Here is a 21,719-nt window from a genome sequence, read left to right on the forward strand (position 1 = left end):
GCCGCTGCCGTTCGCTATTCGGCCCCCGCGTGGCCCTGTATGGGACGGGCTGGTTCGCCGTAGGGTGCGAGAGTGCAGCTGATTTCGGCGCAATCCACCGACCTCTTCGTAGGTCCGCCAGATTCGCCGGTGCAGCTGGCGCGCGTTGTCGTCGCTGGGGTCGCCGAGCCCACGCGCGTGCGCATCGAGGGCGACGGGTTGGCCGGTGAGGCGGTCGTCGAGGCCGGCAGGGATCTCGTCGAGGTTCCAATCGCGGTGCGGCAGCCGGTGATCGGCCAGGCGCGGGAGGCAAGTGCGCATGCGGGTGGTTCCGCCCTGCCGTTCGAGTTCGTGATAGCCGAGCCCGGCTGGACGATGTTCATGATCAGCCACTTCCATTACGACCCGGTCTGGTGGAACACCCAGGGCGCCTATACCAGCCTGTGGACCGAAGATCCGCCCGGACGATGCCGGCAAACCAACAGCTTCGAGCTGGTGCACGCGCACCTGGAACTGGCCCGTCGCGAACCGGAGTACAAGTTTGTGCTGGCCGAGGTCGACTACCTCAAGCCCTACTGGGACACCCACCCCGAGGACCGCGCGGACCTACGCCGCTTCTTCGCCGAGGGCCGGGTCGAGGTGATGGGCGGCACCTACAACGAACCCAACACCAACCTGACGAGTCCCGAAACAACGATCCGAAATCTGGTGCACGGCATAGGTTTCCAACGCCACGTATTGGGGGCCGACCCGTCGACCGCGTGGCAGCTCGACGTGTTCGGCCACGACCCGCAGTTTCCGGGGATGGCGGCCGAGGCGGGGCTGACGTCGAGTTCCTGGGCGCGCGGCCCACACCACCAATGGGGCCCGGGCCAGGGCGGTGGATTCGAGCGGATGCAGTTCTCCAGCGAGTTCGAGTGGATCTCGCCATCAGGTGCCGGTCTGCTCACCCACTACATGCCGGCGCACTATTCGGCGGGCTGGTGGATGGACGAGTCGATCTCGCTGGCCGAGGCAGAGGAGGCCGCCTACGGGTTGTTCGACCAACTCAAAAGGGTGGCGCTGACCCGCAACGTGCTGCTACCGGTCGGCACCGACTACACGCCGCCGAACAAGTGGGTCACCGAGATCCACCGGGACTGGGCCGCGCGGTACACCTGGCCGCGTTTCATCTGCGCGCTGCCCAAGGAATTCTTCGCCGCGGTGCGCGCCGAGCTGGCCGAACGCGGTCCGAAACAAGGGGGCGTGGCTTCGCCGCAAACCCGCGACATGAACCCGATCTATACGGGCAAGGACGTGTCGTACATCGACACCAAACAAGCCAACCGGGCCGCCGAGCATGCCGTGCTCGACGCCGAGCGGTTCGCCGTCTTCGCCGGGCTGCTCACCGGCGCCGAGTACCCGCAGGCCGCGCTGGCCAAGGCGTGGGTGCAACTGGCGTACGGGGCACACCACGACGCGATCACCGGCTCCGAATCCGACCAGGTGTACCTCGATCTGTTGACCGGCTGGCGCGACGCGTGGGAACTGGGCGGGACGGTGCGGGACAACGCATTGCGGCTGCTGTCCAGCGCGGTGGCGGGCGCCGACGATTCGGTCGTCATCTGGAATCCACTGACGCATGAGCGCACCGACGTCGTCACCGTCCGGCGTGATCGGCCGTTTGGTGCGGGCGTGCGGGTCGTCGACTCCGACGGCGCAGATGTGCCCGCGCTCGTCGAGCACGACGGACGATCGGTCACCTGGCTGGCCCGCGACGTCCCGTCCCTGGGGTGGCGGGCCTACCGGCTGGTGCCGGGGGACACCACATCAGGCTGGCAACCACGGCCCGGCCGCGAGATCGCCAACGAGCACTACCGGCTGACCGTGGATCCGGCGCGGGGCGGGGCGGTGGATTCGCTGATCCAGGACGGGGCCCAGCTGATCGCCGACGGCAGGGTGGGCAACGAACTCGCCGTCTACGAGGAGTACCCGTCGCACCCGACGCAGGGCGAGGGCCCGTGGCATCTGCTGCCGAAGGGCCCGGTGGTGTGCTCTTCGGAATCACCGGCGGAGGTGCAGGCGTACGAAGGGCCGCTGGGGCAGCGGCTGGTGGTACGCGGACGCATCGGCGCCCTGCTGAGCTACACCCAGATCCTGACGCTGTGGCGCGGCGTGGCCCGAGTGGACTGCCGCACCACCATCGACGACTTCACCGGGGAAGACCGCCTGCTGCGGCTGCGCTGGCCTTGTCCGGTGCCGGGTGCGATGCCCGTCAGCGAGGTGGGCGACGCCGTCGTCGGCCGCGGCTTCGCCTTGTTGCATGACGGGCCCGAATCGGTCGACACCGCTCAGCACCTCTGGACGCTGGACAACCCCGCCTACAGCTGGTTCGGGCTGTCCTCGACGCTGCGCGTCCGCGTCAACGGCGCACGGCCCCACGAAGCAGTGCGAGCCGTGTCGGTGGCCGAGGTGGTGACTCCGTCGGAGGCGGTGTCGGGATCCATGGCGCGCGAACTTATGGTCGCGCTGGCCCGCGCCGGCGTCACCGCAACCTGCAGCGGCGCCGACAAGCCGCGCTACGGCCACCTGGACGTCGACTCGAATCTGCCCGACGCCCGCATCGCGCTGGGCGGGCCGGACCGCAACGGGTTCACCAAGGCCGTGCTGGCCGAGGCCGACCCGGCCTACACCGCCGAACTCGAGCGGCAGCTGGCCGACACCGGCCGGGCGCGAGTCTGGGTTCCGGCCGCGGCACCCCTGGCGACGGTGTGGGTGCCCGACGCTGACCTGCGTGCGGCGAGTGCGTTGCCGGTGCTGGTCATCGATGGCAGCGACGAACGGAAACTCGCGTCGGCCATCGCATCGCTGGCGGACGATCTCGCCGACGCCGAGGTTGTGGTCAGCCAGCGCGCCCGATCGGGCATGGAGCCCTTCGAGGCGCGCACCGTCGCGCTGTTCAACCGCGGGGTGCCCAGTTTCGCCGTCGACACCGAAGGAACCCTGCACACGGCGCTGATGCGGTCCTGCACCGGGTGGCCCTCCGGCATCTGGATAGACGAACCGCGTCGCACCGCGCCGGATGGCTCGAACTTCCAACTCCAGCACTGGACACACGATTTCGACTACGCGCTGGTCTGCGCCGACGGCGACTTGCGGCAGGCTCAGATCCCGACCCGCAGCGCGCAGTTCGCCCAACCATTGCTAGCGGTGAGTCCCGACCGGTGCCGGGGCACGTTGCCTCCCGTGGGTTCGCTGTTGCATGTCGAGCCGGCCGGCTCCGTGCAGCTGGGTGCGCTCAAGGCGGCCGGCAACCCGCTGACCGCCGGCAACGCCGAGCCGGTGGAACCAGGCGCGGTGGCGCTGCGGCTGGTGGAAACGACCGGGGCGAATGTTCGCGTCGCCGTCGGCTCCGAGCTCGGCAAGATCCGCTCGCTGCAACTGGCCGACCTACTGGAGCGTCCGCGCCAACGCAAGCGAGTAATTGATCTGCACGGCTTCCAGGTCGCCACGGTTCTGGCTCACTTCGACTTTCCGCCGGCGGTGTCCGGTCCGGCGCCAGCGCTGGCCCCCGAGACGGAGGCAGCCCAGCCGCTCTACGCGCGGTACTGGCTGCACAACCGTGGTCCGGCCCCGATGGGCGGTCTGCCCGCCGTCGCCCACCTGCACCCGCATCTGGTGCACGCGGATCCAGGCGACGACGTCAGACTGCGGCTCACCGCGGCCAGCGACTGCACCGACTCCGTGCTGGGTGGTGCCGTCGAAGTTCGCTATCCCGACGGATGGTGTGGGACGCCCGGCGAGCTGCCGGTTGAGCTGGCCAGCGGCGCGCATCTGGAAGCCGATGTGGCCCTTGGCATCCCGGCCGAGGCCCCGCCGGGGCTGTATCCGGTGCGGGCACAGCTGTGCGTCACAGACGCGGAAGTCCCGGCGGCGTGGCGGCAGGTGGTCGAGGATGTGTGCGTGGTGGCGGTCGGAACGGACTCGGTGGAACTCGTCCATGTCGCCCAGGAACCGGTCGACGTCGAGGTCGCCGCCGGCGAGGCCGCCCGGTTGGCGGTGACGATCGGCAGCCATGCCCGTGCCGAGCTCTCGTTGGAGGCGCACCTGATCAGCCCGTGGGGCACTTGGGAGTGGATCGGGCCGGGAGTTGTAGGAGCTTCGCTGCCCGCGTGCGGCATGACCGAGTTGGTCTTCGAGGTGAAGCCGCCGGCCTGGCAACCCCCGGGCCAGTGGTGGGCGCTGATCCGCGTAGGTTGCGCGGGCCAACTGTTGTACACGCCAGCGGTGAAGGTGACGGTGACATGAGCGGACATTCAGCCGCGACCGTGGACGGCACGCCGATTCTGGTTGCCGAGGTCGATGCGCGGGAAGCCCGGCTGCGCAGCGGTCCCCGCGCAGCGGCGCTGCCGGCCGGCGGCACCAGCGAAGGACGGCAATTGCGGCGCTGGCTCACCCAATTGATGGTGACCGAACGGGTCGTCGCCGCCGAGGCCGCAGAGCGGGGACTCACTGGGCGAGAAGCTCCGAGCGAGGTCGAACTCCTGCCCGACGTGACGGCCCGGCTGGAAATCGGCAGCATCGCGGCGGCGGCGCTGGTGGACCCGCGTGCTCGTGCGTTGTTCGCGGTCGTCACAGCCGATGTGCACGTGTCCGACGCCGAGGTGGCCGACTACCACGCCCGCAACCCGCTGCGGTTCGCCGAATCACACGCGGACGAGCGCGGCTGGCGCGCTCCCGCCGCCGGCGCCCCGTCGCTGGAGCGCGCACGGCCCGCGATCGCCGCGCATCTGCTGGCGGCCGCGCGACGCCGTGCCTTCCGGATGTGGCTGGACCAACGGCGAGCCGCGCTCGTCGAACTGGCGCCCGGCTACGAGCATCCCGGCGACCCCCGTCAACCCGACAACACCCACCGACACTGATGCTCACCCTCTGCCTGGACATCGGCGGCACCAAGATCGCGTGCGGGCTGGCCGACTCGGCCGGGACGCTGGTCCACAACGCCACCTGTCCCACTCCGTCCGGTGTTGGGGCCGAACAAGTTTTTGCGGCACTGGCCGCGCTGATCACGGACGCATTGCGTGCGGCGGGCGGCGCCGTCGCGGCAGTGGGCATCGCGTCGGCCGGGCCGGTCGATGTGCGCGCCGGAACCGTAAGTCCGATCAACATCCCGGCCTGGCGCAGGTTTCCGCTGCGGGACCAGGTCGCCGCCGTCGTTCCCGGGGTCCCCGTGCGCCTCGGTGGAGACGGTGTGTGCATGGCGCTCGGCGAGCATTGGGTCGGCGCCGGACGCGGTGCGCAGTTCATGCTGGGCATGGTGGTGTCCACGGGGGTGGGGGGCGGACTGGTGCTCGACGGTGAGCCGTACGACGGGCGCACCGGTAATGCCGGTCACGTCGGTCACGTGGTCGTCGACCGCGACGGCGACCGATGCGCGTGCGGTGGCCGCGGCTGCGTCGAGACCATCGCATCCGGGCCCTCGATGGTGCGGTGGGCGCGCGCCAACGGGTGGTCCGCGCCAGCGGGCGCCGGTGCCAAGGAACTGGCCGACGCGGCGTCGGCCGGGGATCCACTGGCGCTTAAGGCGTTTCAGCGCGGCACTACCGCACTCGCGGCGATGATCGCCTCGGTGGGGGCGGTCTGCGACGTGGATCTCGTGGTCATCGGCGGGGGAGTGGCCAAGTCCGGCAGGGTGCTCTTCGATCCGCTGTGTGCGGCGTTGGCCGATTACACGGGGCTGGACTTCCTCGCCGACCTGCGCGTAGTCCCCGCCGCGCTGGGTGGCGACGCCGGATTGGTCGGTGCCGCCCGGCTCGCTGCGCTGGAAGCCATCTGATCGCACTGAGCGCACCCGGCCGGGCCGCTTTACCGAGCCTGTATCCGTGCAGGAAAAGTTCGAGTGACGACCTGCCAAATTTCAGGCTCGCGGCCAGCCCCGGGCCAGGCCACGCGGCAGCGACGCGGCAATGCCGCCCGCTTCACCGAGCCTGTAACCATGCAGGAGAAGTTCGAGTGGAGACCTGCAGGTTTACCGGCTCAGCGATCCGCGCATGCGTCCGCCTCGCCGCCGTTTTGGCTGATCGGACGGCGCCACGCTATTGTTGTTGCCGATCCACCGAAGACCGTCGGTCACCGAGCAATCGGTTGAAGGTCCGGGAAGCATCCCGGCGGCCCACGCAGGAGGACGAGGCAACCGCTGGCGCACGCCAGCACATATCCGCGCCCCGGCCGATTCCTGCGCCGGGGCGTTTCGCGTTTTCGGCAGATCACCGACGCCAAGTCGCAAGACTTTTCATTTCAGGAGGCATGCATGGCCAGGGCTGACAAGGCCACCGCCGTCGCAGAAATCACGGAGCATTTCAAGGCCTCGACGGCCACCGTCATCACCGAGTACCGCGGCCTATCGGTGGCCAACCTGGCCGAGCTGCGCCGGTCGCTGGGGGATTCCGCCACCTACGCCGTCGCCAAGAACACGCTGATCAAGCGGGCGGCGTCGGAGGCCGGTGTCGAGGGGCTCGACGAACTGTTTGCCGGGCCGACCGCCATCGCGTTCGTCACCGGTGAGCCGGTGGATGCGGCCAAGGCGCTCAAGACCTTCGCCAAGGAGCACAAGGCGCTGGTCATCAAGGGCGGCTACATGGACGGCCACCCGCTGACCGTCGCCGAAGTCGAGCGCATCGCCGACCTCGAATCCCGCGAGGTGCTGCTGGCCAAGCTGGCCGGCGCCATGAAGGGCAACCTCGCCAAGGCCGCCGGCCTGTTCAACGCGCCGGCTTCGCAGGCGGCCCGGCTGTTCGCCGCCCTGCAGGAGAAGAAGGCCTCCGAGGCCCCGGCAAGCCCGGCCGCTGAGGCCGCCGCCGACGCCCCGGCCGACGAGGCACCGGCCGACGCTCCGGCTGAAGCAGCCGAATAACCCCCACCCCGTCAACAAACGTCAAGAAACGTAGGAACCAGGAAGGACCCACACCATGGCAAAGCTCTCTAGCGACGAACTGCTCGACGCCTTCAAGGAAATGACCCTGTTGGAGCTCTCCGACTTCGTCAAGAAGTTCGAGGAGACCTTCGAGGTCACCGCGGCCGCTCCGGTTGCGGTTGCCGCCGCCGGCCCCGCCGCGGGTGCGCCCGCCGAGGCCGCCGAGGAGCAGTCCGAGTTCGACGTCATCCTCGAGGCCGCCGGCGACAAGAAGATCGGCGTCATCAAGGTGGTCCGCGAGATCGTCTCCGGCCTGGGCCTGAAGGAGGCCAAGGACCTGGTCGACAGCGCGCCCAAGCCGCTGCTCGAGAAGGTCGCCAAGGAGGCCGCCGACGAGGCCAAGGCCAAGCTCGAGGCCGCCGGCGCCACCGTCACCGTCAAGTAGTACTGCCCAAGCAGACGCAACGGCCCCCGCTCATCGGGGGCCGTTTGCGCTTGCTCAGCGCGTCCTCAGCGGCCGATGGCGCGCTGTTGCGACAGTTGCACCTGCTCGGGTGAATCACCAAGGGCAACAAGAAGGTTGGTGGTCATGGCCGCCAGCACCGGCAGGACGGCCTCGTCGCTGACGCTCGGGGCGCCGTAAAACCCGGCCAGTTCGAGCATCACGAAGCCGTGGATCATCGCCCAGAACTGGGCTGCCGTGGCCACCACGGCAGCGTCGTCGTCCGCTGAGCGCGCGGAAATCCGGCCCGCGAGCATCGCCCGGTGCACCGCACGCACGACATGGGCGAAGCTGGGCTCACGCCGCTCGATTTCCGCGAGGGTCTGAGTCAGAACATTCTCGGTGGGCACGTTGATGCCATGCGCGCTGGTACTGCCGAACATCAGCCGATACATGTGGAGCCGCTCGATGGCAAAGCGCCGATAGGCGGCGCCGATCTGCATCAGGTCTGCGACCGGATCGTCCGAAGGGGGCACCGCCAACGCGGCGTCGAACTGCCGTAGCCCCTCTTGGGCGACCTCGGCAATGAGCTCGCGCATCCCGCCGAAATGGGTGTACACGGCCATCGTCGAGGTTCCCGCGGCGCTGGCGACCTTGCGGGTCTGCAGCGCGTCGGGTCCGTGCGCATTGAGCAAATTCACCGCGGCGTGCAGCAGCTCGTCGCGAACGCTGTTTCGGGTCTGCGGGGAAGTCATCCTTGCCATCTTCTCATCGGGAGCGTACGGTTCCAATAACGCTGTAATAACGATGTTATAGGAGTTCAGACATGACGGCGATGCGAACGATCGAATCCCGGAATCCGTACCTCGAGGATTTCCTGGCGCCGGTCAAGGCCGAAGTCACCGCGACGGACCTGCGGGTCACCGGCCGCATCCCGGAACGCCTCGATGGGCGTTACCTTCGCAACGGACCGAACCCGGCCGCCGAAGTGGACCCGGCCATCTACCACTGGTTCAGCGGTGATGCGATGGTGCACGGCGTCGCACTGCGCGACGGAAAGGCCCTCTGGTACCGCAACCGCTGGGTGCGCACCCCACCCGTGTGCAAGGCCTTGGGCGAGGCGGCGCCACGGGGCCTCGACCCGCGCGCCGGAATGCTTTCGGTAGGCCCCAACACCAACGCGCTGACCCACGCCGGCAAGACACTGGCGCTGGTGGAGGGCGGCGGAGCCAACTACGAGTTGACCGACGAACTGGACACTGTCGGGCCGTGTGACTTCGACGGCACGTTGTTCGGCGGCTTCACCGCGCACCCGCACCGTGACCCGAAGACCGGCGAGCTACACGCGGTGTCGTACTCCTTCCTGCGCGGTCGTACCGTGCAGTACTCGGTGATCGACGCGCAGGGGCGGGCGCGGCGGACCGTAGACATCGCGGTGAGCGGGTCGCCGATGATGCACGACTTCTCCCTGACCGACAAGTACGTCGTGATCTACGACCTTCCGGTGACCTTCGACCCCATTCAGATTTCGCCGGTCAAGGTGCCGCGCCGGCTGAATGCGCCGGCCCGACTGGTGCTGCAGTCCGTCCTCGGTCGCGTCCGGGTTCCCAATCCGATCAGCGCCGTGGTCAACCGCAATCCGCAGCCCATTCAGACCATGCCCTACCTGTGGAACGACGACTACCCGGCGCGCATCGGGGTGATGCCGCGCGACGGCGGCAACAAAGACGTCCGGTGGTTCAACATCGACCCTTGCTACGTGTTCCACCCGCTGAACGCCTATTCGGAGGTGCGCGAGGAGGGTGAAGTGCTGGTGCTCGACGTCGTTCGTTACTCACGGATGTTCCAGCGCGACCTGCGCGGGCCGGGCGACACCAAGCCCGCGCTGGACCGCTGGACGGTGAACCTGACCACCGGCGTGGTGAAGACCGAACGGCGTGACGACCGGTCGCAGGAATTCCCCCGGATCAACGAAAGCCTGCTGGGTGCCAAACACCGCTACGGCTATGCGCTGGGTTTCGACGGCGGCTACCTCACCGCCGGGGAGTCCCTCATGACCACGACTTTGTACAAGCACGACTACCAGACCGGGTCGAGCGAGGTGGCCGCGCTAGATCCCGACCTTCTGATCGGCGAGATGTCATTCGTGCCCAACCCGTCGGCATCGGCAAACGGGGACGCGGCAGGCTCCGCCGAAGACGACGGCGTCCTGATGGGCTTCGGCTACCACCGCGGTCGCGACGAGGGGCAACTGGTGCTCCTGGACGCCCAGACGCTCGAATCGGTAGCGACCGTGCATTTGCCGCAACGCGTGCCGATGGGCTTCCACGGGAACTGGGCTCCGACTGCCTGAGGAACTCCACAAGGCGCGGTCCGAAGATTGTTACCTTCCCAACCTGATGCGCCGCCCCGCGGGTGCGCTACAGTGACTCAAGCCACAGGGGCAGGTGGCCGGTTCGCGCGCGACGGAAGGATTTCCCATGGGCGTCAGCATCCAGGTGAACGGACTCACGAAGTCCTTTGGGTCCTCGAGGATTTGGGAAGACGTCACGCTCGAAATCCCCGCCGGGGAGGTCAGTGTGTTGCTGGGCCCGTCGGGTACTGGCAAGTCGGTGTTCTTGAAGTCGTTGATCGGTTTGCTGCGGCCGGAGCGCGGCTCGATCATCATCGACGGCACCGACATCATCGAATGTTCGGCCAAGGAGCTGTACGAGATCCGCACGCTGTTCGGCGTGCTGTTCCAGGACGGCGCGCTGTTCGGCTCGATGAACCTCTACGACAACACGGCGTTCCCGCTGCGCGAGCACACCAAGAAGAAGGAAAGCGAAATCCGTGACATCGTCATGGAGAAGCTGCAGATGGTGGGTCTGGGCGGCGACGAGAAGAAGTTCCCGGGTGAGATCTCCGGTGGTATGCGCAAGCGTGCCGGTCTCGCTCGTGCGCTGGTGCTGGACCCGCAGATCATCCTCTGCGACGAGCCGGACTCCGGTCTGGACCCGGTGCGTACGGCCTACCTGAGCCAGCTGATCATGGACATCAACGCGCAGATCGACGCGACCATCCTGATCGTCACGCACAACATCAACATCGCCCGCACCGTGCCGGACAACATGGGCATGTTGTTCCGCAAGCACCTGGTCATGTTCGGGCCGCGTGAAGTGCTGCTGACCAGCGACGAGCCGGTGGTGCGTCAGTTCCTCAACGGCCGCCGTATCGGGCCGATCGGTATGTCCGAGGAAAAGGACGAGGCCACCATGGCCGAGGAGCAGGCCATGATCGACGCCGGCCAGCACGCGGGCGGTGTCGAGGACATCGTGGGCGTGCCACCGCAGATCCAGGCGACGCCGGGCATGCCCGAGCGCAAGGCCGTCGCCCGTCGCCAGGCCCGCGTTCGCGCCATGCTGCACACCCTGCCCCCGAAGGCGCAGAAGGCGATCCTCGACGACCTCGAGGGCACGCACAAGTACTCGTCGAGCGACTACTAAAAACCCGTCCAGCGCCCACCCTCGAGACGCGTGATTTGCGCGTCTTGTCAGCGTGCGCCGGTGGTCTCGCTCACGCAGATCCGTGCCTCTTGCAGGGCCCTCACCGGCGAACTTTCAAGAAAACTCGGCGTAACTCGCCGCTTGTTCCTCTTGACGACGAGCCGTAAACGGGTCAATCTGTTGGGCAGCATGTGTAGGCGGGAAGATCGAGAAGCCAGCCAGCGTCGGTCCCCGTACACGGCTACTTGTGGTGGGCAGTTGAGGAATGCGCGCGTCTCCGCTATTGTTGGACGTTGCGCTGGCTGCTTCCTGCCCACCTCACCCGCCACTTGACACCGTGGTCTTAGTCTGAGCCCAGTTTCCGGCTCAGCTAGTTAGTCGCGTGCGTGAGATCTGGGGAGATCGTTCGCCAGCCGAACCGACACAATTATTCTGCGGCGAACAGGCCCGATAGGCACCGGTACACCGGCTCTATCCCGGCTCCTCCTGGGCTTCGCGTCGTCGCACGAGGTGCTGGAAGGACGCATCTTGGCTGATTTCCGCCAGAGTAACGCGAATCTCTCTCAAAGTTCTTCAAATCGCTCCGTACCGGGAGCCCCCAACCGGGTCTCTTTCGCCAAGCTCCGTGAACCGCTCGAGGTTCCGGGGCTGCTTGACGTTCAGACGGACTCGTTCGAGTGGCTGATCGGCTCCGAGCGTTGGCGCGAGCGCGCCGTGGAGCGCGGCGAGGTTAGCCCGAAGGGCGGCCTGGAGGAGGTGCTCGACGAGCTCTCGCCGATCGAGGACTTCTCCGGGTCGATGTCGCTGTCTTTCTCCGACCCCCGCTTCGACGAGGTCAAGGCGCCGGTCGACGAGTGCAAAGACAAGGACATGACGTACGCGGCCCCGCTGTTCGTCACTGCCGAGTTCATCAACAACAACACCGGCGAGATCAAGAGCCAGACGGTGTTCATGGGTGACTTCCCGATGATGACGGAGAAGGGCACCTTCATCATCAACGGCACCGAGCGTGTGGTCGTCAGCCAGCTGGTCCGCTCGCCGGGCGTCTACTTCGACGAGACGATCGACAAATCCACGGAGAAGACGCTGCACAGCGTCAAGGTCATCCCCAGCCGCGGCGCGTGGTTGGAGTTCGACGTCGACAAGCGCGACACCGTCGGCGTGCGTATCGACCGCAAGCGCCGCCAGCCGGTCACCGTGCTGCTCAAGGCCCTCGGTTGGACCAACGAGCAGATCCACCAGCGCTTCGGCTTCTCCGAGATCATGATGTCGACCCTGGAGAAGGACAACACCGTCGGCACCGACGAGGCGCTGCTCGACATCTACCGCAAGCTGCGTCCGGGCGAACCGCCGACCAAGGAGTCGGCGCAGACCCTGTTGGAGAACCTGTTCTTCAAGGAGAAGCGCTACGACCTGGCTCGTGTGGGTCGGTACAAGGTCAACAAGAAGCTGGGTATCACCGAGAACCCGGCTGAGACCACATCCACCACGCTGACCGAAGCGGACGTCGTCGCCACCATCGAGTACCTGGTGCGGCTGCACCAGGGCGACAAGACGATGACCGTGCCGGGTGGGGTCGAGGTGCCCGTCGAGGTCGACGACATCGACCACTTCGGAAACCGTCGGCTGCGTACCGTCGGCGAGCTGATCCAGAACCAGATCCGGGTCGGCATGTCCCGCATGGAGCGCGTTGTCCGCGAGCGGATGACCACCCAGGACGTCGAGGCGATCACGCCGCAGACCTTGATCAACATCCGGCCGGTGGTCGCCGCGATCAAGGAGTTCTTCGGCACCAGCCAGCTCTCGCAGTTCATGGACCAGAACAACCCGCTGTCGGGCCTGACCCACAAGCGCCGCCTGTCGGCGTTGGGTCCGGGTGGTCTGTCGCGTGAGCGTGCCGGCCTGGAAGTCCGTGACGTGCACCCGTCGCACTACGGCCGTATGTGCCCGATCGAGACCCCGGAGGGGCCGAACATCGGTCTGATCGGCTCGCTGTCGGTGTACGCGCGGGTGAACCCGTTCGGCTTCATCGAGACGCCGTACCGCAAGGTCGTCGACGGTGTGGTCACCGACGAAATCCACTACCTGACGGCCGACGAGGAGGACCGCCACGTCGTGGCGCAGGCCAACTCGCCGATCGCCGAAGACGGCCGGTTCCTCGAGCCGCGTGTGTTGGTCCGCCGGAAGGCCGGCGAGGTCGAGTACGTGCCGTCGTCCGAGGTGGACTACATGGACGTCTCGCCGCGCCAGATGGTGTCGGTGGCCACGGCCATGATTCCGTTCCTCGAGCACGACGACGCCAACCGCGCCCTGATGGGTGCCAACATGCAGCGCCAGGCGGTTCCGCTGGTGCGTAGTGAGGCACCGCTGGTGGGCACCGGCATGGAGCTGCGCGCCGCGATCGACGCCGGCGACGTCGTGGTGGCGGACAAGTCTGGCGTGATCGAGGAGGTCTCCGCCGACTACATCACCGTGATGGCCGACGACGGCACCCGGCACACCTACCGGATGCGCAAGTTCGCCCGCTCCAACCACGGGACGTGCGCCAACCAGTCGCCGATCGTGGACGCCGGCGACCGCGTCGAGGCCGGCCAGGTCATCGCCGACGGTCCCTGCACCCAGAACGGTGAGATGGCGCTGGGCAAGAACCTGCTGGTGGCGATCATGCCGTGGGAAGGCCACAACTACGAGGACGCGATCATCCTCTCGAACCGGCTGGTCGAAGAAGATGTGTTGACGTCCATTCATATCGAGGAGCACGAGATCGACGCCCGCGACACCAAGCTGGGCGCTGAGGAGATCACCCGGGACATCCCGAACGTCTCCGACGAGGTCCTCGCCGACTTGGACGAGCGGGGCATCGTGCGCATCGGCGCCGAGGTTCGCGACGGCGACATCCTGGTCGGCAAGGTCACACCGAAGGGTGAGACCGAGCTGACCCCGGAGGAGCGGCTGCTGCGTGCGATCTTCGGTGAGAAGGCCCGCGAAGTCCGCGACACCTCGCTGAAGGTGCCGCACGGCGAATCCGGCAAGGTGATCGGCATCCGCGTGTTCTCCCGCGAGGACGACGACGAGCTGCCGGCCGGTGTCAACGAGTTGGTCCGCGTCTACGTCGCTCAGAAGCGCAAGATCTCCGACGGTGACAAGCTGGCCGGACGCCACGGCAACAAGGGCGTCATCGGCAAGATCCTGCCCGTCGAGGACATGCCGTTCCTGCCGGACGGCACCCCGGTCGACATCATCCTGAACACCCACGGTGTGCCGCGACGGATGAACATCGGCCAGATCTTGGAGACCCACCTCGGGTGGGTGGCCAAGTCCGGCTGGAAGATCGACGTCGCCAACGGGGTTCCGGACTGGGCCGCCAACCTGCCCGAGGACCTGCACCACTCCGAGCCGGACGCCATCGTGGCGACCCCGGTGTTCGACGGTGCCCAGGAGGCCGAGCTGCAGGGGCTGCTGTCGTGCACGTTGCCCAACCGGGACAACGAGGTGATGGTGAACGGCGACGGCAAGGCCGTGCTGTTCGACGGGCGCAGCGGTGAGCCGTTCCCGTACCCGGTGACGGTTGGCTACATGTACATCATGAAGCTGCACCACTTGGTGGACGACAAGATTCACGCTCGCTCCACCGGTCCGTACTCGATGATCACCCAGCAGCCGCTGGGCGGTAAGGCGCAGTTCGGTGGTCAGCGGTTCGGTGAGATGGAGTGCTGGGCCATGCAGGCCTACGGCGCCGCGTACACCCTGCAGGAGTTGTTGACCATCAAGTCCGACGACACCGTCGGCCGGGTCAAGGTGTACGAGGCGATCGTCAAGGGCGAGAACATCCCGGAGCCGGGTATTCCCGAGTCCTTCAAGGTGTTGCTCAAGGAGCTGCAGTCGCTCTGCCTCAACGTCGAGGTGCTCTCGTCCGACGGCGCGGCCATCGAGCTGCGCGAAGGCGAGGACGAGGACCTCGAACGTGCCGCAGCCAACCTGGGAATCAACTTGTCGCGCAACGAATCTGCGTCAGTCGAGGATCTTGCTTGATCCTCTTTGGAACTAGCTGGACAGTTACTAAACCCGCAAGGGGAAAGGGAGTTACGTGCTAGACGTCAACTTCTTCGATGAACTCCGCATCGGCCTGGCCACCGCGGAGGACATCCGCCAGTGGTCCTACGGTGAGGTCAAGAAGCCGGAGACCATCAACTACCGCACGCTCAAGCCCGAGAAGGACGGTCTGTTCTGCGAGAAGATCTTCGGACCGACTCGCGACTGGGAGTGCTACTGCGGCAAGTACAAGCGCGTGCGCTTCAAGGGCATCATCTGTGAGCGCTGCGGCGTCGAGGTCACCCGCGCCAAGGTGCGTCGTGAGCGGATGGGCCACATCGAGTTGGCCGCACCCGTCACCCACATCTGGTACTTCAAGGGCGTCCCGTCGCGTCTGGGCTACCTGTTGGACCTGGCTCCGAAGGACCTGGAAAAGATCATCTACTTCGCCGCCTACGTGATCACCGCGGTGGACGAGGAGATGCGTCACAACGAGCTGTCCACGCTCGAGGCCGAAATGTTGGTGGAGCGCAAGGCCGTTGAGGACCAGCGCGACGCAGACCTGGAGGCGCGGGCGCAGAAGCTCGAGGCCGACCTGGCCGAGCTGGAGGCCGAAGGCGCCAAGGCCGACGCCAAGCGCAAGGTGCGCGACGGCGGCGAGCGTGAGATGCGTCAGATCCGTGACCGTGCCCAGCGCGAACTGGACCGGCTCGAGGACATCTGGAACACCTTCACCAAGCTGGCTCCCAAGCAGCTGATCGTGGACGAGAACCTCTACCGCGAACTGCAGGACCGCTACGGCGAGTACTTCACCGGCGCCATGGGCGCGGAGTCGATCCAGAAGCTGATCGAGAACTTCGACATCGACGCCGAAGCCGAGTCGCTGCGCGAGGTCATTCGAAGCGGCAAGGGGCAGAAGAAGCTTCGTGCCCTCAAGCGGCTGAAGGTGGTGGCTGCGTTCCAGCAGTCCGGCAACTCGCCGATGGGCATGGTGCTCGACGCCGTGCCGGTGATCCCGCCGGAACTGCGTCCGATGGTGCAGCTGGACGGTGGTCGTTTCGCCACGTCCGACCTCAACGACCTGTACCGCCGCGTGATCAACCGCAACAACCGCCTCAAGAGGCTGATCGACCTCGGTGCACCCGAGATCATCGTCAACAACGAGAAGCGGATGTTGCAGGAGTCGGTGGACGCGCTGTTCGACAACGGCCGTCGCGGCCGGCCCGTCACCGGGCCGGGCAACCGTCCGCTGAAGTCGCTGAGCGATCTGCTCAAGGGCAAGCAGGGTCGGTTCCGTCAGAACCTGCTCGGTAAGCGTGTCGACTACTCGGGCCGTTCGGTCATCGTGGTCGGCCCGCAGCTCAAGCTGCACCAGTGTGGTCTGCCCAAGCTGATGGCGCTGGAGCTGTTCAAGCCGTTCGTGATGAAGCGTCTTGTCGACCTCAACCACGCGCAGAACATCAAGAGTGCCAAGCGCATGGTGGAGCGCCAGCGTCCGCAGGTGTGGGACGTGCTCGAAGAGGTCATTGCCGAGCACCCCGTGCTGCTGAACCGCGCACCCACCCTGCACCGGCTGGGCATCCAGGCCTTCGAGCCAATGTTGGTGGAAGGCAAGGCCATTCAGCTGCACCCGTTGGTGTGTGAGGCGTTCAACGCCGACTTCGACGGTGACCAGATGGCCGTGCACCTGCCGCTGAGCGCCGAGGCGCAGGCCGAGGCTCGCATCCTGATGCTGTCGTCGAACAACATCCTGTCGCCCGCCTCTGGCCGTCCGCTGGCCATGCCCCGTCTGGACATGGTGACCGGGTTGTACTACCTGACCACCGAGGTCCCGGGCGACAAGGGCGAATACCAGCCGGCCGCTGCCGACCAGCCCGAGGTGGGTGTGTACTCCTCGCCGGCCGAGGCGATCATGGCTTCCGACCGCGGCGTGCTGTCGGTGCGGGCCAAGATCAAGGTGCGACTGACGCAGCTGCGTCCGCCCGCCGAGATCGAGACCGAGCTGTTCGGCCGCAACGGCTGGCAGCCGGGTGATCCCTGGACCGCCGAAACCACACTGGGTCGGGTGCTGTTCAACGAGCTGCTGCCGCTGGGCTACCCGTTTGTGAACAAGCAGATGCACAAGAAGGTGCAGGCTTCGATCATCAACGACCTGGCCGAGCGCTACCCGATGATCGTGGTCGCGCAGACCGTCGACAAGCTGAAGGACGCCGGTTTCTACTGGGCGACCCGCAGCGGTGTGACGGTCTCCATGGCCGACGTGTTGGTGCCTCCGCGTAAGAAGGAGATCCTCGACCGTTACGAGGAGCGGGCCGACAAGGTCGAAAAGCAATTCCAGCGCGGCGCTTTGAACCACGACGAGCGCAACGAGGCACTGGTGGAGATCTGGAAGGAAGCCACCGACGAGGTGGGCCAGGCGTTGCGGGAGCACTACCCCGACGACAACCCGATCATCACCATCGTCGACTCCGGTGCCACGGGTAACTTCACCCAGACGCGAACGCTGGCCGGCATGAAGGGCCTGGTGACCAACCCGAAGGGTGAGTTCATCCCGCGTCCGGTCAAGTCCTCGTTCCGTGAGGGCCTGACGGTGTTGGAGTACTTCATCAACACCCACGGTGCTCGAAAGGGCTTGGCGGACACCGCGTTGCGTACCGCCGACTCGGGTTACCTGACCCGTCGTCTGGTGGACGTGTCGCAGGACGTCATCGTCCGCGAGCACGACTGCCAGACCGAGCGCGGCATCGTCGTCGAACTGGCCGAGCGTCAGCCGGACGGCACCCTGATCCGTGACCCGTACATCGAAACCTCGGCGTACGCGCGGACTTTGGGCACCGACGCGGTCGACGAGGCCGGCAACGTCGTCGTCGCGCGCGGCGAGGACCTGGGTGACCCGGAGATCGACGCCTTGCTGGCGGCCGGCATCACCTCGGTGAAGGTGCGCTCGGTGCTTACCTGCACCACCGGCACCGGCGTGTGCGCCACCTGCTACGGGCGTTCGATGGCCACCGGCAAGCTGGTCGACATCGGCGAGGCCGTGGGTATCGTTGCGGCCCAGTCCATCGGTGAGCCCGGCACGCAGCTGACCATGCGTACCTTCCACCAGGGTGGTGTGGGTGAGGACATCACCGGCGGTCTGCCGCGTGTCCAGGAGCTGTTCGAGGCCCGTGTTCCGCGTGGCAAGGCGCCCATCGCCGACGTCACCGGCCGGGTTCGGCTCGAGGACAACGACCGGTTCTACAAGATCACCATCATTCCCGACGACGGCAGCGAGGAAGTCGTTTACGACAAGCTGTCCAAGCGTCAGCGGCTGCGGGTGTTCAAGCACGAGGACGGTTCCGAGCGTGTGCTGTCCGACGGCGACCACGTCGAGGTGGGCCAGCAGCTGATGGAAGGCTCGGCCGACCCGCACGAGGTGCTGCGTGTGCAGGGCCCGCGCGAGGTGCAGATCCACCTGGTCCGCGAGGTCCAGGAGGTCTACCGGGCGCAGGGTGTGTCGATCCACGACAAGCACATCGAGGTGATCGTTCGCCAGATGCTGCGCCGCGTCACCATCATCGACTCGGGCTCGACGGAATTCCTGCCCGGTTCGCTGATCGACCGTGCGGAGTTCGAGGCGGAGAACCGTCGGGTGGTGGCCGAGGGTGGCGAACCCGCTGCCGGCCGTCCGGTGCTGATGGGTATCACGAAGGCGTCGCTGGCCACCGACTCGTGGCTGTCGGCGGCATCGTTCCAGGAGACCACGCGAGTGCTGACCGATGCGGCCATCAACTGCCGCAGCGACAAGCTCAACGGTCTGAAGGAGAACGTGATCATCGGAAAGCTGATCCCCGCCGGGACCGGTATCAGCCGGTACCGCAATATCCAGGTTCAGCCGACCGAGGAGGCGCGCGCCGCGGCGTACACCATCCCGTCCTACGAGGACCAGTACTACAGCCCGGACTTCGGCCAGGCCACCGGTGCTGCCGTTCCGCTGGACGACTACGGGTACAGCGACTACCGCTAGTCACTTCGCGATTCACGACGAAAAAGCCCCGGGCGACCGCCCGGGGCTTTTTCGTGCGGCTTCGTGTGTCGGCTTCGGGTGCGTCGAGCGTCACGCTGGCGCGACGTTGGGGTGCGACGGCCACGCTGGCGTGACGCTCGCGGTGGTGGCGTCGGCGAGGTTTCTGGTGTGTCGGCTTCGGGTGCGTCGAGCGTCACGTTGGCGCGACGTTGGGGTGCGACGGCCACGCTGGCGTGACGCTCGCGGTGGTGGGGCCGCCGTCGGCGAAGGTTTCTCGTGTGCGGGCTTCGGGTGCGCCGAGCGTCACGCTGGCGCGACGTTGGGGTGCGACGGCCACGCTGGCGTGACGCTCGCGGTGGTGGGGTCGGCGTCGGCTTCTGGTGTTGGGACCGCGGCCGGCGGCAACCGATCCGGTGACTCACTACACTGGCCAGCGTGCTGATAGGTTCCCACGTCCGTTCAGATGACCCTCTGGCCGCAGCCCAGGCCGACGGCGCCGACGTGGTGCAGTTCTTCCTTGGCAACCCCCAGAGCTGGAAGAAGCCCAAGCCGCGGGAGGACGCTGACACGCTGCGCGCCTCGACCGTGCCGCTGTACGTCCACGCGCCGTACCTGATCAACGTGGCATCGGCCAACAACCGCATTCGCATCCCGTCACGAAAGATCCTGCAGGACACCTGCGACGCCGCCGCGGAGATCAACGCCACCGCGGTGATCGTGCACGGTGGCCACGCCGACGACAACGACATGGAGGCCGGCTTCGAGCGCTGGGTCAAGGCGCTGAAGTACCTCGAGACCGACGTGCAGGTGTATCTGGAGAACACCGCGGGTGGCGATCACGCGATGGCGCGCTACTTCGACACCATCGGCAGACTGTGGGACCACATCGGCGGCACCGGGATCGGTTTCTGCCTCGACACCTGCCACGCATGGGCGGCTGGGGAGGAACTGGTTGACGCCGTCGAAAGGATCAAGGCGCTGACCGGCCGCATTGACCTCGTGCACTGCAACGACTCGCGGGACGCCGCCGGCTCCGGCGCCGACCGTCACGCCAATTTCGGCACCGGCAACATCGATCCCGACCTGCTGGTGGCCGTGGTGAAGGCTGCCGACGCACCGGTCATCTGCGAGACCGCCGACGAAGGCCGCAAGGACGACATCGCTTTCCTGCGGGAACACACCGCGAGCTGATCGCCGAGCGACTATTACACCTCTTTGTTCGGTTGTCGAAAAAATGTAACATTGACCGTATGCCAGATACGCACGTCGTCGTCAACCAGGTCCCAACGCTAGAGAACTACAACCCCGCGTCGTTTCCCGTGCTCACCGAGGCGCTGATTCGGGAGGGCGGTCAATGGGGTCTGGACGAGGTCAACGAGGTAGGGGTGCTCTCGGGGTCCGCCCAGGCCATCCGGTGGAGTGAGCTAGCGGATCGCAACCGGCCCATCCTGCACACCCACGACCGTTACGGCCACCGTGTCGACGAGGTCGAATACGACCCCGCGTACCACGAGTTGATGAACGCGGCAATCACCCATGGACTGCACGCCGCTCCATGGGCCGACGACCGCCTGGGCAGCCACGTGGTGCGCGCCGCGAAGATGTCGGCCTGGAACTGCGAACCGGGCCACGTGTGTCCGATCTCGATGACGTATGCCGTGGTGCCGGCGTTGCGATACAACCCCGAGCTTGCCGCGATTTACGAGCCCTTGCTGACCAATCGGCAGTACGACCCGGAGCTCAAGCTTGCGGTGAACAAGCGGGGGATCACCGCGGGCATGTCGATGACAGAGAAGCAGGGTGGTTCCGACGTGCGTGCCGGCACCACCCAGGCCACCCCGAACTCCGACGGCACCTACAGCCTCACGGGCCACAAGTGGTTCACATCCGCACCCATGTGTGACATCTTCCTGGTGCTGGCGCAAGCCCCAAATGGTTTGTCCTGCTTCATGTTGCCGCGGATACTTCCCGACGGCACCCGTAACCGCATGTTCCTGCAGCGACTCAAGGACAAGCTCGGCAACCACGCCAATGCGTCCAGTGAGGTCGAATACGACGGTGCGACAGCGTGGTTGGTGGGCGAAGAGGGTCGTGGTGTGCCGACCATCATCGAGATGGTCAACCTGACGCGTCTCGACTGCACGCTGGGCAGCGCCACCAGTATGCGCACCGGCCTGACCCGGGCCATTCACCACGCCCAGCATCGAAAGGCATTCGGCGCCTATCTCATTGACCAGCCCCTGATGCGCAATGTGCTCGCGGACCTGGCGGTGGAGGCGGAGGCCGCGACCATCGTCGCCATGCGGATGGCCGGGGCCACCGACCGCGCGGTGCGTGGCGACCAACGAGAGGCGCTGCTGCGTCGTATCGGCCTGGCGGCCAGCAAGTACTGGGTGTGCAAGCGGTCCACCCCGCACGCCGCCGAAGCCCTGGAATGCTTGGGCGGCAACGGGTATGTCGAAGACTCGGGAATGCCGCGGCTGTATCGCGAGGCACCGCTGATGGGAATCTGGGAGGGGTCGGGCAACGTCAGCGCGCTGGATACGTTGCGTGCCATGGCAACTCGACCCGAGTGTGTGGAAGTGTTGTTCGAGGAACTGGCCGGCAGTGCCGGCCAGGACGCTCGCCTGGACCGACACGTCGAGCAACTGCGGCCGCAACTGGAGGACCTGGAAACCATCCAGTACCGGGCGCGCAAGGTCGCCGAGGACATCTGCCTGGCGTTGCAGGGATCGCTGCTGGTGCGTCACGGTCATCCCGCCGTCGCCGAGGCGTTCCTGGCCAGCCGGCTCGGCGGGCAGTGGGGCGGCGCGTTCGGCACCTTGCCAACGGGGTTGGACCTCGCGCCCATTCTCGAGCGCGCCCTGGTCAAGGGCTGAGCCT

12 protein-coding genes are annotated in these 21,719 nt (G+C 66.7%); 11 read left to right on the forward strand and 1 reads right to left on the reverse strand.

What is annotated here, in order from left to right; translation table 11 throughout:
• The first annotated feature begins 72 nt into the window (after positions 1-72).
• The 5 genes from G6N68_RS02720 to rplL all read left to right on the forward strand — a co-directional run bounded on the left by G6N68_RS02720 (position 73) and on the right by rplL (position 7,316).
• Complete coding sequence (locus G6N68_RS02720) at positions 73-4,266, forward strand: glycoside hydrolase family 38 N-terminal domain-containing protein (protein WP_205351221.1); 4,194 nt, start codon at positions 73-75, stop codon at positions 4,264-4,266.
• Entirely contained in the window at positions 4,263-4,880 is a 618-nt protein-coding gene (locus G6N68_RS02725) for a DUF7158 domain-containing protein (protein ID WP_163707524.1), read from the forward strand. Before G6N68_RS02720 ends, G6N68_RS02725 begins: the two co-directional genes overlap by 4 nt.
• Entirely contained in the window at positions 4,880-5,794 is a 915-nt protein-coding gene (locus G6N68_RS02730) for an ROK family protein (RefSeq protein WP_163707526.1), read from the forward strand. The genes G6N68_RS02725 and G6N68_RS02730 overlap by 1 nt, the downstream gene beginning before the upstream one ends.
• Before the next feature lie 474 nt (positions 5,795-6,268).
• On the forward strand, positions 6,269-6,871 hold the full coding sequence (gene rplJ, locus G6N68_RS02735) for a 50S ribosomal protein L10 (protein ID WP_163707529.1): 603 nt from the start codon (positions 6,269-6,271) through the stop codon (positions 6,869-6,871).
• Positions 6,872-6,926: 55 nt separating this feature from the next.
• Positions 6,927-7,316 carry a 50S ribosomal protein L7/L12 gene (rplL, locus tag G6N68_RS02740; RefSeq protein ID WP_163707532.1) on the forward strand — a complete coding sequence of 130 codons (390 nt, stop codon included), beginning with the start codon at positions 6,927-6,929 and terminating at the stop codon, positions 7,314-7,316.
• 65 nt (positions 7,317-7,381) lie between these two features.
• On the opposite strand, the gene G6N68_RS02745 is transcribed toward rplL, so the two are convergent.
• Positions 7,382-8,068 carry a TetR/AcrR family transcriptional regulator gene (locus G6N68_RS02745; RefSeq protein ID WP_163707536.1) on the reverse strand — a complete coding sequence of 229 codons (687 nt, stop codon included), beginning with the start codon at positions 8,066-8,068 and terminating at the stop codon, positions 7,382-7,384.
• A 71-nt stretch (positions 8,069-8,139) separates the two neighbouring features.
• On the opposite strand from G6N68_RS02745, the gene G6N68_RS02750 reads away from it, so the two are divergent.
• From G6N68_RS02750 to G6N68_RS02775, 6 genes are all read left to right on the forward strand, one after another.
• Positions 8,140-9,666, forward strand: coding sequence for a carotenoid oxygenase family protein (locus G6N68_RS02750; protein WP_163707539.1), 1,527 nt, complete (start codon positions 8,140-8,142; stop codon positions 9,664-9,666).
• Between the two features lie 127 nt (positions 9,667-9,793).
• Positions 9,794-10,798: an ABC transporter ATP-binding protein gene (locus tag G6N68_RS02755; protein ID WP_163707542.1), complete on the forward strand. Its 1,005-nt coding sequence runs from the start codon at positions 9,794-9,796 to the stop codon at positions 10,796-10,798.
• Positions 10,799-11,326: 528 nt separating this feature from the next.
• The gene (rpoB, locus tag G6N68_RS02760; protein WP_276068737.1) at positions 11,327-14,830 is read left to right on the forward strand and encodes a DNA-directed RNA polymerase subunit beta; all 3,504 of its coding nucleotides are present in this window, start codon (positions 11,327-11,329) and stop codon (positions 14,828-14,830) included.
• Between the two features lie 55 nt (positions 14,831-14,885).
• Positions 14,886-18,836 (forward strand): DNA-directed RNA polymerase subunit beta', encoded by a 3,951-nt coding sequence (locus tag G6N68_RS02765; RefSeq protein ID WP_163707549.1) that lies wholly within the window; start codon positions 14,886-14,888, stop codon positions 18,834-18,836.
• A gap of 435 nt (positions 18,837-19,271) precedes the next feature.
• Positions 19,272-20,027 (forward strand): deoxyribonuclease IV, encoded by a 756-nt coding sequence (locus G6N68_RS02770; protein WP_163707554.1) that lies wholly within the window; start codon positions 19,272-19,274, stop codon positions 20,025-20,027.
• A 59-nt stretch (positions 20,028-20,086) separates the two neighbouring features.
• Positions 20,087-21,715: an acyl-CoA dehydrogenase family protein gene (locus G6N68_RS02775; protein ID WP_163707557.1), complete on the forward strand. Its 1,629-nt coding sequence runs from the start codon at positions 20,087-20,089 to the stop codon at positions 21,713-21,715.
• Positions 21,716-21,719: the final 4 nt, after the last annotated feature.

The organism is Mycobacterium bourgelatii (assembly GCF_010723575.1).
Taxonomy (GTDB): Bacteria; Actinomycetota; Actinomycetes; order Mycobacteriales; family Mycobacteriaceae; genus Mycobacterium; species Mycobacterium bourgelatii.